The organism is Neobacillus sp. K501 (genome assembly GCF_053749995.1).
Genome location: NZ_JBSLYA010000003.1, coordinates 523,686 through 536,783 on the forward strand (window position 1 = coordinate 523,686; position 13,098 = coordinate 536,783).

Sequence of the window (13,098 nt, forward strand, 5' to 3'; positions counted from 1 at the left end):
TGAACAACATACACGTACCCTTACCTGTCAAAAGATAAGGGCAAGCGATGATAGTTCCTACTTAAAATCACTCGAAACAGGCTGTGAATGAACAGGGAGAGTGGACGTTTGTTTCTCGAGGCGAATGACTTTCCTTCTGCCTCTTCTCATCACAATCAAGCGTTGCAGGAGAATGAACAAGAAGAGCAGGAAACCGACAACAATCTTCGTCCACCAAGAACTTAGTGTTCCTTGAAACATAATCAGTGTTTGAATGATTCCCATACTCAACACACCAAGTGTCGGTCCAATTAAATAACCGAACCCGCCTGTTAACAAGATCCCGCCAATGACACACGCTGCAATCGCATCCATTTCCATCCCTAGTAAATGCAACCCATAGCCTGACAGCATATACAGGGTAAAAACTAATCCGCCTAAGGCAGAACAGAATCCTGAAAGGGTGTAAACCAAAATAATTGTTCGTTTCACTGGTAATCCCATTAATTTCGCCGATTTGACATTTCCGCCAATCGCATACACATTGCGGCCGAATTTCGTAAACTTCGCCATGAAAATCGCGATGATCACCACTACAATGGCCACAATCGAACCGATGGATACATAACTATCACCCACGATGTAAACCTTTGCTCGTGAAATTGCACTATAGGTTTCATCGGTAATGACGATGCTGTCTGTACTGATAAGGAAGCTGGCTCCTCTGGCTAAGAACATCCCAGCAAGGGTAACAATCCAAGGGTGTAAATCAAATCGGTCAATCATATAACCTTGAAAGGCACCAAAAACAATTCCGATTAACAAGGTCAATAGGATCACCGCATAGGCATTCACACCCTGCTCCAATAACGAGGCAGAAACCATACTGACAAAGGCAACTAAGGCGCCCACAGATAAGTCGATTCCACCTGTTATAATGACAAAGGCTAAACCGGTAGCAACGATGATTAAATAGGCATTATCAATGAAAAGATTGAGAAAAACTTGGGTACTGAAAAATCCTGAAAAAGAGAAGGAACCGTATCCGTATAACAGAAGAATAAGGACGGTGGTGGCAATGATAAATATATGATTCTCTTTCACATTCACTTTTAGTGTTCTCATGAGAAGCTCACCTTCTTCTTCGAAAACTTCAAAAATAGCTTTCTAAATTCCTGAGATTGGAATAGACAAACAAGAATGACGACAATTGCTTTTACGACCATAACAATTTGAGGATTAATGCCGACAGAATAAATGGTGGTAGACAAAGTTTGAATAAATAACGCACCCACGATGGTTCCACCCAAGAAATACCTGCCGCCTCGCATCGATGTCCCGCCAATGACGACGGCTAAGATCGCATCCAGTTCAATCCACAAGCCGGCATTATTCGCATCAGCACTGCTCACATTCGCACTGACCACAATCCCAGCGATTGCCGCACATAAACCACAAATGGTATAAACCAACAGAATCATTTTCTTTGGCTGAATTCCGGCAAATTTACTCGCGGTCATGTTGTTTCCAATCGATTCAAGGAACAGTCCCATCGCGGTTCTCTTCTTTAAATACATCATGATGAGGAAAATCGCAGCCCCGATAAAAATCGGAAATGGCAGTCCTAAGAGAAAACCTGAGCCCAGATATTGATAAACTTCATTGTCAATCGTGAGAATTTGTCCGCCCGTGATCAATTGGGCAATCCCTCTGCCCACAGTCAATAAAATCAATGTTGCGACCATCGGCTGGATTTCAAATACTGACACCAAAATCCCATTCCAAAATCCACAAACAATACCCACTAAAATGGCAGCTATGAGTGCAACCCAAACGGAGGAGTTTTCCATTAAAGCAGCAGCTAATGCGCCCGAGATGGCCAGTACCGAACCAACCGAAATATCAATTCCCTCTTTGGCGATGACCAAGGTCATCCCAAGGGAAATAATCAATAAGGGCATGACTCGATTTAAAATGTCGATAACGCTTCCAAACAGATGACCGTCTTTTATTTGAATCGAAAAGAAGCCAGGCAATAAGAAGAAATTCATTAGGAGGAGAACGGCCAATGCAACAAGCGGCCAGAAAATTTTCATTTGGGTAAACTTGTAAAGATTATCCTTCATGTATTGGCACTCCTTCCGCAATCATATCCATGATTCTGGATTCGCTCATTTCATCCCGATTGAGTTCTCCGATTTTTTTTCGATCGCGAAGAACAATGACGCGATCACAGCAAGCCACCATTTCTTCCAGCTCGGCAGAAATAAATAGAATGGATATTCCTTGAGCAGCCAAGTCCATAATCAACTTGCGAATCTCAGTTTTGGACCCAACATCGATTCCCCTAGTAGGTTCATCTAAGATTAATAGCTTAGGGTCGGTTGCCAGCCACCTGGCGAGGATTACCTTTTGTTGATTACCACCACTTAAATTTTCAATTCTTTCCTCCATATTCGGAGTTTTAATGTTTAACAGCTCTATATATTTTTGAGCGATTTCCCTCTGCTCTTTCATCGGAATGTACTTGAACATCCCTCGCTTCGTTTGTAGACCTAAGATAATATTCTCACGAATGGAAAGATCATTGACGATCCCCTCGACTTTTCGATCCTCTGGACAAAAGCTTAGTCCATGATCGACGGCTGCCTTTGGTGTCATGGTGCGGATTTGCTGGTGATCAATCTTCAGGATCCCTTGGTCAGCCTTTTCAATCCCAAACAGTACCTTGGCAAACTCTGTTCGACCAGAGCCCAACAACCCTGCCAGCCCTAATATCTCTCCTTTTCTCAAGCTAAAATCAATCGGACTAATCATCCCTCTGCGTCCTAAATTTTGCCCGCTAACAAACACCTGCTGTTCATTTCTAATATTCTTGTTCTTTTTGTTCGTATCTTCTCCCCATTCTCTGCCGATCATTTTCGATACAAGCTCTGTTCTTGAGATTTCTTTTGTGAGGTATTCGCCAATTTGTTCTCCATTTCTTAAGATCGTGATTCGATCGGTAATTTCATAGATTTGGTCCAAAAAGTGGCTGATGAAGACAATACCCATACCTTCATTTTTTAACTTTTTCATCACTTCAAATAACTGTTTCACTTCGTTTTTATCCAAACTAGAGGTTGGTTCATCCAGTATCAGAACACCACTTGAAATGTCGACCGCTCTGGCAATCGCCACCATTTGTTGGATCGCCGTAGAATAAGAGGATAGGATTTTCGTCACATCAATATTAATTTTTAGCCGCTCGGATAGAATCTTCTCGGCCAGGTGATTCATTTCCTTCCAATCAATTCTTCCTCGTTTCTTCGGTTCCCTGCCGATAAAAATATTTTCGGCGACAGAAAGGTTTTCACATAAGTTGATTTCCTGATAAACGGTACTGATTCCTAAACGTTGGGCATCTAGTGGCGAAACAGGATTGATTGGTTTTCCTTCTAAATAGAACGAGCCCTCATCCTTTTCATGTACGCCTGTTAACACCTTGATTAACGTCGATTTCCCAGCCCCATTCTCCCCCATAAGGGAGTGAATTTCTCCTCTTCGCAAATGGAAATTTACGTTTGATAATGCTTTTACCCCTGGGAAGGACTTTGATATCCCTACAGCTTTTATTAAAATCGCAGAACTCATCTATATCACCTACTTTTGTCAATTTCACTCCAAGTTCATTTCATTCATAGGTTAAGTATAAAGAAGCCCCAAAAAGAAGTATTTAAAATATATCGTCATTTTTTATAATTTTCAGTTAACTAAAGCTAAAAAGACACGTATGGTTTGCATACATGTCTCTTCCGTTCACGATTAATAATTTCGTTTCTTCATTTCCTTTCGTGCTTCCTCTTGGGTAAAGGTTCGTTCCGAAGTAATAATTTTCATCGGGATTTCTTTTCCAAGCACGAGATCTTTCGCCGATTTCATGATCTGTGGTCCTAACAACGGGCTACACTCTACCGAAAAATTTAATTTTCCGGTACTAAGAGCACTAAAGGCTTTTTTGGTCGCATCAATGCTAATGATCTTAATATCGATTCCCGGCCGTAAACCGAATTCTTCAATCGCTTCAATGGCCCCAATCGCCATATCATCATTATGAGCGTAAACGACATCGATTTCCTTGCCGTATTGATTCAGCGCCTTTTTCATCATTTTTTTCCCTAAACCGAGGGTGAAATCCCCTTGATAGGATTCTAAAATTTGATAGTTTGGACTTTCATCCAATACCTCTTCAAACCCTTGTTTTCTTCCTTCTGCCGGAGCCGAATTCCGCGTTCCCTCTAATTCAATGATTTGTACGGTTTTAGGTGATTCATCCTTCACTAACCATCTAGCCGCTCTTCTCCCTTCCTCGACAAAATCCGAACCAATAAAGGATGTCCAAAGGGAGGGATCCTTTACATTGATCTCTCGGTCGGAAAGAATGACGGGAATACCGGCCGCTTTGGCTTCTTTTAGCACCTCTTCCCATCCATGTTCTACTTTTGGAGAAAAGGCAATCACATCTACTTTTTGTTTGATAAAATCTCGTATGATTTCGATTTGCTTTTCCTGGTCGTTATCTGCGTTTTCTAAAAGCAGTTCGACTCCTGCTTCTTTGGCTGCCTCGACGATGGACTGAGTATTTGCCGCCCGAAATTCGCTTTCATTTCCCACCTGGGCAAAGCCAAGGGTTATTGGACGATTTTCAACCTCTTGAGTATGGACGAGCTTTTCTTTTTCTTGAAGATAATCCTTTACATTCTCTTTATTGACCTCATGATTTCTTAAAATGATTTTCTTGGGAATGACTTCTTTTTTTCCAAGAATTTCGATGGCATACTGAATCGCTTCCTTACCACCTGTAGGCGTGATGAAGGTGGTATTGATTTTCTGCTCCTGCACTAATTGCAAACCGCCATTCGGCTTGTTGACCCCGTCACTACCAATAATGACAATATCCTTCAGTCCTAAGGATTGAATCGCTCGATAGGCACCTAATGCCATCGCATCATTATGGGCATAAATCAAATCTGGCGGATTTTCACGATGCTGCAGCACAACCTTTAATTGATCCTCTGCCGCATCCCGTTGCCAGTTGGCCACCAGGACATCGCTGATTTTAAAAGCTGGATTTTTAAGTAATGACTCTTGAAACCCTTTACTTCTTTCCTCTGCTTGCAGTGCATTCGTGATTCCTTGGATTTCCACAATGGAGCCACCCTTTTGATCCAGTAGATTCATAGCGGCTTCAGCAGCCATTTCACCAATAAAATAATAATCGGATCCAATATAGAGGCTATAATTGTAGCCAGTCACTCCTCTTCCAAGCACTATCACAGGGATTTCCTGATACATCTCAGAAATAACGGGAGTAAGTTTGGAAGAATTATCAATGGAAACAATTAATAAATCGATGCCATAATCCTTTAAGGTTTGAATATCCTTAATTTGCTGTTCCGTACTTTGCGCGGCATCTGTATAAATGACCCGGATATTATCATGTTTGGCCACTTCGTTCTTTAATTCCTCATTCATCAAAACTTGCCAAGGTTCTAGCAAATTAGGCTGTGATACACCAATCACATAGTCCACTTCTTTACCTAAGGAAGCGCTTCCAGTTGATTCTGCCTGTCCCCATAAATAGAAAAGGAAAAGGCACACACTCGATCCCAATAGAACGGTGCCAACAATCAGCTTGTTATTCATAGACCTTTGCACCGCCCCTATACACCGTTGGCGAAATGCCTGTTTCTTTTTTAAAGGCGTTACAGAAATAGTGTTGCGTGCTATAGCCTACTCGATCGGCGATTTCATAAATCTTTAAATGGGGATCTTTCATTAACAAAAGGGCTTTTTTTATCCGTACTTTTGTAAGGTAATTAATAAAAGATGCTCCTAGCTCGGTTTTAATCCTTTTACTTAAATACGTCGGACTGACCTGAACCATTTCCGCTACCTTATTTAAAGAGAGGCTTTGTTCAAAATAGTGATGGTCGATATAATCCTTTGCCAGGATAACGAGAGGAGAAAGCGTATGATAAGAGGTGATCTCCTCTTTTAACAATCTGTATTGCGTTGGAAGCTCCCATACATTCCCCATCATTTTTTCGAAACAAATAATCACTTTTCCTAAAAAGCTTTCTGCGTAGTCTTTGATCTCTCGGTTGATTCGCAACAATTCCTCACTATCGACATTAGGTAGAAGGAAAATCAAGTGTCCCAGTGGATCTTCAAACACTTCAGCATTTGGATGCGCTTTCAAATAATCCCAAATGATATTTTTCATCGAAAAAGAAATCAGCGAATCATTCCATTGTTCCCCTGTGGCCGTTTCATCAATTTCGCTAACGACTTTGAAAAGAGCGATTCCGACTTGATTTTGTAAATGAATATGTAATATTTGAGATTGTTTCCTTACTTCCTCCAGTGAAAGAAGACCTGTTGCCCATTCTTGTAGAAATTTCTCTTTTAGTAAGGCTCGGTTGTCTTCGATTTGTAAATCTAATAGTCTATTTCTATTATTCTTCTCAAGGACTTTAACCGCATTCTCGACGGTCTTGATCAATTCTTCTTTATTGACAGGTTTTAATAGATAGTCAAATGCATCCATTTTTAGTGCTTGCTGGGCATAACTGAATTCATCATACCCGCTGATGACGATAAAAATGGCTTCCGGTAGCTTCTCCCTTAATTCTTTCATTAATTCTAATCCATTTAAAAAAGGCATATTAATATCCACAAATAGGATGTGAGGCTGTCTTTCTATCGCCATTTCTAAGGCGATTTCTCCATCCTCCGCTTCCCCGACGACGGTAATGCCGTAAGCCTCCCAATCAGCTGCAAACCTAAGGCCTTTCCGAATGGTGAGCTCATCTTCGGCAATTAATAATTTCCACAATCGTAACCCCCCTCACTTTTCTATCTATATAAAAACTAGTTATGGTAATTTAATAGGAAGTAATGCGATGATGGTCGTCCCTTTTTCATATTCGCTTTCCACCTGTAAGCCAAATGGGGAACCATGGGTCAATTTAATTCGTTCATTCACATTATATAATCCATACCCTTTTTTATGTTCATCGCTCATCGTTTCTAGAGCGTGATTTAATTGCTGCAAACGTTCTTTTTCGATGCCAATCCCTGTATCATGGACGGTCAATTCCAGTGCATCATTCTTCTGTCGGATACGAATCGTAATTTTCCCTTTTCCGCGCTTATTTCTGATTCCATGATAAATCGCATTTTCCACTAGTGGCTGCAAGGTTAGCTTTAGGAGTTGATAATGCTTCACGGCTGGATCCATTTCGATTTCATACTCAATCTTCGAATCATAGCGTGTCATTTGAATGATAAGATAGCTTTTGATATGTTCAATTTCTTCTTCGATGGTGATGAATTCATTTCCTTTATTTAAGCCAATTCGAAATAATGTCGTCAGGGCATTGACGATATCGACAATCTTATAGGCTTTATATTCCTGCGCCATCCACTGAATCGTATCGAGCGTATTGTAGAGAAAGTGTGGTTTAATTTGTGCCTGCAGTATTTTCAGTTCGGCTTCTCGTTTACTTTTTTGTTCCTGATAGACCAATTCGATCAGTTTTTCAACCTGCTGGATCATCTTATTGTAGCTGTTACCGAGCTGACCAATTTCATCCTGGTATTTGGACTGAAATCTCAGGTCGAATCTTCCTTCCTCTACCTTCCCCATCAGGTCCATCAACTTCTTCACTGGCTTGGTAATGGTACTGGCAAAAAACAGAGAAATGATCGAACCAATCAGTAATGTCACGAACGCAATGATTAAGGTATAGCCTTGGACTTTCGAAACCACCTCAGTCGTTTCGTCGAGTGAAAATACTCCGGCAATCTTCCATTCGATATCGGGAATGGTATTGTAAATGATTTGGAACTTATGGCCATCCATCTCTTTTTCAATCGGTGGTGAAACTTTATCAGCAATCCACGAGGGATGGATATGATAAACCGTGGAATTCACTGGTGAATAGACAACGTTACCATCTTTGTCCGTTATAAAAATAAAGCCACTTTTCCCAATCTTGATTGATTCAATCTCATTTTTTATGAAATCCAATTTTAAATCGATTAGAATGACTCCTGTCACTTCGTTTGTAACCGGATTGACAATCGATTTTACTAACGATAAGACATTATTTACTTGATAACTGAATTGATTTTTTAGATTTCTACCAATGGGGTTACTGATTAATTGAACTTTCCCAGGGGATTCCACGGCCCTTTTGTACCAGCTCTCTTCTGTAAGCGGATCTCTGGAAACGCGAATTAATTCATTGCTGATGGATTGATCGTATTGATTGACGATGATGGTACCCGCAATCTCAGGATGGCGTTGTTGATAGACCTCCATTTGTTCTTTTAAACGACTGGTCATTTCTTCCGATGTGGTTTCCTGTTCCATAAAATGTTTCACATCAACTTCATTTGCTAAATAATACATGATATTCTCATTCTCTTGGATCGTACTATCAATCGAATCCCACACTTGCTCGAGCATTTGATCGGTGTAGGCATTCGCCTCTTCCTCCATCGATTGCTTATAAATGTTACCACCTAAGATACTTAACGTTGCTATACATAGGATAATAATGACGATAAAATAGAATAATAGTTTAAATCGAATACTAACGTTTCTAAGGCGCGAAATCATTCTTGAAACAATATGGCTCACCCTTTCATTCAGGCTTATATCTTTCTATTATTATCAAGTTTGCAAAGGATTTCAAACATTTTTAATATTTCGTTAATAAAAAATCGAAATTGCGACCTCACAATTTCGATTTCTCTCTGTCTATTAATATTTGCGTGATGGTAATGCTTCCTCTGCTGCTTCTTTTCCAACGAAAACGGTTTCTTCTGTTTTAATCCATCTTTCGATTTCTTTTCCTTCTTTTAAATCGATGGCCGCTTGTGCAAGTTGTGGTCCAAGTAATGGATTACATTCCACGATGATATTGGCCTTTCCTGCTGCAACGGCTTCAAAAATATCTTTGATCCCATCAACCGAAACAATTTTGATGTCTTCGCCTGGTTTTAATCCGTATTCTTCAATCGCTTGAATCGCACCTAAAGCCATGTCATCATTATGGGCGTAAACAGCATCAATGTTCTCTCCATCCGATTTTAAGAAAGCTTCCATTACTTCTTTTCCTTTAGCACGGGTAAAATCCCCAGTCTGAGATTTTAGGATTTTGTAGTTTGGATTTTCCTTAATGACATTTGCAAAGCCTTCCATACGGTCATTGGCTGCACTAGCGCCAACGGTTCCCTGTAATTCTACAATGTTTACCTTTGTATCTTTACCCATGAGATTGATTAATTCAGTGGCAGCGTTTTCACCTTCAAGGATAAAATCGGAACCGATAAAGCTGGTATAGAGGGATTCATCTTTTACATCAATACCGCGGTCTAATAGAATGACCGGAATTTTAGCATCTTTTGCTTCTTGGAGTACGGTTTCCCAGCCTGATTCCACAACAGGTGCTAACGCAATGATATCTACCTTTTGTGCAATGAAGCTTCTAAGTGCTTTAATTTGATTTTCTTGTTTTTGCTGGGCATCGGAGAATTTCAATTCAAAGCGAGGATCGTTTCCGATGGTCTCTTTGATGGATTCCGTTTCTGCAGTTCTCCAGCCGCTTTCTGCCCCAATTTGCGAGAAGCCAACAACGATCTTTTCTGACTTTTTGCCACCTTCTTCATTTTTACTGCCTGTACTAGTGGAATCACTATTACACGCGGCCAGTAATAGTACCAAGATCACGGCTGAAAATAGGTATGTTAGTAGTGTTTTCGTTTTCCTCATTTTCTTTTCCCCCCAATAGTTTTTGTCTCCTTTAGAATACAAATAATCGAAAAAAATGTATTTATAATAAAACGGTAATATTTGCAATTTTCAGTTTTATAGTATTTCCTTTTTCAATGTGATTATGAAAATAAATGGAAAAATTCCGTTTATTTTGGGAAATACCACTATTTCCTTCAAAATAAAGGAAGTTTTTCCGCTTATCTTTCCCAAATCTATGGATTTTGTCATATTTTGAGCAGTTAAGCGGAAATTCTCCGCTTATTTCTGCTTATTAGCTTCTCTAAATACAATAGCGGAAAATTCTCCGCTTAACGGATTCTCATTTACACACAAAAAAAGGATGTTCCAAAGTTACCTTTAGAACATCCTGAAAAATATCTCTATTTCATCGAATCTAGCACAGCATGAATATCCGTAACTAGGTTTTCCTTTGCCTCTTCGTCAATAAATTTATCTTTAATGTGGATTGCTTTTAAGCAATCATTTAGTTTTTTCTCTGCTTGCTCCTGATGGCCTTTATCGAGGTGATGTTTTACCTGGTCAAGCGTATTGTGAAGTTGGCTTGCCAATGGGTGTTGGATCTCACCCTTCTTTTCATACTCACTTACCAATTGATCAATCGTATCCACACTCGTGGTGACCGTAAACGCGAGAACATTCGAGGATACGGTATTGCCATTTAAAGTTACTTTGACATAGATGTTGGCTGAACCTGGGCCATGTGCCGTGATTACGCCATCTTTTACGGATAGCATGTCGTTGTTAGAGCTCACATACTCAATGGCAGCTTTAGATAAATCAACAGGATTCCCATTCGTATCCTTTCCGCTAATGGTTACGTTTGTTGATTCATTTCGGTGCAGGTTCAACTTCTCAGCAGAAATGGTGACCGAATCCACGGTTGGTAAGACTGGGTTTGGAACATCTGCTTGATACATCGTAATATAGTCTAGATTCACATTACCAATGGATCCTTTGTCAATCCGATAACTAATTACATTTTTCCCTGCTTTTAAGGATAAACGCTCGGAAGCGGTAAACCATTCTTCCCAACTAATCGCTGTTTTATCAGGTGAAATCGTCTTAACATGGATTCCGTTAACGTAGACATTCACTTTTGCTCTGGCCGGCAATTGAGTGGAAGGATTATGGTTATATTCGCCATTCACTTTCTCTCCATAGGCATACCTGAGACCAACAATATAATCTCCAGCTTTTTCAGCATTGACGGTAAAGCTCGCTTCTGCCCCTGCTGTTTTTGGAAGATTGATATAACCTTTTCCTTGATAGTTTGCATAAGAATTACCTTTTGCGGTTTCCCCATAGAGAATCGCTTCCTCTGCTTGGTACATATCCCCTTGACCTAAATCACCAGAAGGCAAATCTTGCCAGTCATAAGGAGATACCGGTTCACCAAAATCAGGCGTTCCGTCAGCGTTCCAACCAAATTTTTTAATATTCACTTGCCGCCACCAGTTGCGCTCGACATCCTTGTAAACTCTTGAATGGTAAATCATCCAATCCTCCGTACCATCTGCCGATTTCACAAAGCCAGCTCTGGCAGGACCAGAGACATCACCAGTTGCAACGAACACATCCTCTTTACGAGTCCAAGAGGCAGGATTTAAAATATCGCCATCGGTATTCATAAAATAGGATAGTCGATAGGCATTGGATTGATAATCACCTTCTGATAGGGTAATAAATACCTTTCCATCTCTTTGCAGGACACGTGGACCTTCCCCGCCACCGCCTGGTAAGAAAGAACGATCTGCTGAAATCGTATACGGATTATCCATCGGCGCAATGGCTGGACCTTCTGGTTCACCGGCACCTAATGTTCCCCATACCCCATACAATTGCCCGTTATATTCAAATACCGTAAAATCATTGGCTTGTTTATATTCGCCATTTTCACCTGTATAGAGAGCCCCTTTATCCACGTACTCACCTAGAGGGTCATCCGAAACAGATTCCAATACCGTGGCCATATGCTTGTAGCCATATTCTTTTAAATCTGCACAATAGTAGATATACCATTTGCCGTTAAAAAAGAAGATTTCCGGGGCAAAAATACGAGTCTGTGTTCCTTTTGAATCAAAAACCATGACCTTTTCCCCTTGATCGGTCAGAGTCCGAGACCTTGATACATAAACCTTGTTGTTCGAGTCTAGGTTACTGGAAGATACAAAGTAATAATACCCGTCCTTATAGGTAACAAACGGATCCTGCCCCTGGTATAAAGGATTGTTAAATTTATCAAAAACAGAAGAGCTTGTCACTCCCATCTCCATCATAAAGTGTGAACGGGCGACCGAAACCTTTTCGGCCTCTTTAATTAGTAATTCTGCCTTGTCCCGATTATTTAGTTCTGTCCCATCAATTGTCTGAAGAAATTCCTCTGCCGTTGCTTTTACTGTCCTTAATGTTTCTAAAACGGTTTCATTTACTTTATCAGCAAAGTTGTTTGTTAAATAGTCTACTTTTTGGATTTCTCCTGCTAAGTCCTCTTTTTTCGCTTCAATCACACGATTGATTGGGAAATACAGCGCTGATTCTGGAACAACTTCTCGTTTTTGACTGGCACTTTCCCATTCCATTTTCAGCCAAGCACCGCCCCAGCCTTGGAGATATTCAACTTTGATATCATAATGCTTTCCAGCTTCCAATCGAATGGGCGCACTTTGTTGTGGGATTTCCCATTTTTGCTGCCAGAAATCAATGATTAACTCACCATTGATCCAAAGTCTAAAGCCGTCATCCCCGACCATGTGGAAGGTATAGTCCTCAGAATATTTCGGTACGATTGTCCCCGTAAATCGGGCTGTATTATAATCCGGGGTACCAGAAAATTCATTGAATATGCTAGTGAACGAGTCACCATTCAAATTGGCCATGGCTCTTTCTCCACGGAAGTCATTGAATTTGAATACCGTGATATCCTCCCGATCATCAGGATTTCGTTCTACTTTAAAAAACTCACCCAATAACCCATGACCATCCATCGTCGGATCGGCTGCATGACTCACGCTGAGTGGGCTGAACATACCAGCCAAGAGAATAAGAGTCATAAAAATCCCAAACACTCGTTTCATTTCGGTTTCCTCCTTAAGATTTGACTATCTTAAGCTTACAGAGGTAGAAAAAAATTGTATTTATAATAATGCGGGATATTTTGCAATTTTCAGATTAATGTCATTTTGATAATTACCATAAAATATGAGTTTCTTTCTTATTCTAGTAATGAATTTTACAGCATGATAGACTATCCTCAAACACTTATCGTAAAGGAA

At 40.3% G+C, this 13,098-nt stretch carries 8 protein-coding genes; all 8 read right to left on the reverse strand.

Translation table 11 applies throughout. The features are described 5' to 3' along the window. Positions 1-57 precede the first annotated feature (57 nt). Entirely contained in the window at positions 58-1,104 is a 1,047-nt protein-coding gene (gene yjfF / locus ACWM35_RS10455) for a galactofuranose ABC transporter, permease protein YjfF (protein ID WP_454818015.1), read from the reverse strand. Further along, positions 1,101-2,105: an ABC transporter permease gene (locus tag ACWM35_RS10460; RefSeq protein WP_454818017.1), complete on the reverse strand. Its 1,005-nt coding sequence runs from the start codon at positions 2,103-2,105 to the stop codon at positions 1,101-1,103. Before ACWM35_RS10460 ends, yjfF begins: the two co-directional genes overlap by 4 nt. Further along, on the reverse strand, positions 2,095-3,612 hold the full coding sequence (locus tag ACWM35_RS10465) for a sugar ABC transporter ATP-binding protein (protein WP_454818019.1): 1,518 nt from the start codon (positions 3,610-3,612) through the stop codon (positions 2,095-2,097). The genes ACWM35_RS10460 and ACWM35_RS10465 overlap by 11 nt, the downstream gene beginning before the upstream one ends. 171 nt (positions 3,613-3,783) lie before the next feature. Then, entirely contained in the window at positions 3,784-5,664 is a 1,881-nt protein-coding gene (locus ACWM35_RS10470; protein ID WP_454818021.1) for a substrate-binding domain-containing protein, read from the reverse strand. Beyond that, complete coding sequence (locus tag ACWM35_RS10475) at positions 5,657-6,856, reverse strand: response regulator transcription factor (RefSeq protein WP_454818023.1); 1,200 nt, start codon at positions 6,854-6,856, stop codon at positions 5,657-5,659. Before ACWM35_RS10475 ends, ACWM35_RS10470 begins: the two co-directional genes overlap by 8 nt. Before the next feature lie 39 nt (positions 6,857-6,895). Continuing rightward, positions 6,896-8,668, reverse strand: coding sequence for a sensor histidine kinase (locus ACWM35_RS10480; RefSeq protein WP_454818025.1), 1,773 nt, complete (start codon positions 8,666-8,668; stop codon positions 6,896-6,898). Between the two features lie 123 nt (positions 8,669-8,791). Then, positions 8,792-9,802 carry an ABC transporter substrate-binding protein gene (locus tag ACWM35_RS10485; RefSeq protein ID WP_454818027.1) on the reverse strand — a complete coding sequence of 337 codons (1,011 nt, stop codon included), beginning with the start codon at positions 9,800-9,802 and terminating at the stop codon, positions 8,792-8,794. A 383-nt stretch (positions 9,803-10,185) separates the two neighbouring features. Next, positions 10,186-12,900 carry a family 43 glycosylhydrolase gene (locus tag ACWM35_RS10490; protein WP_454818029.1) on the reverse strand — a complete coding sequence of 905 codons (2,715 nt, stop codon included), beginning with the start codon at positions 12,898-12,900 and terminating at the stop codon, positions 10,186-10,188. Positions 12,901-13,098 lie beyond the last annotated feature (198 nt).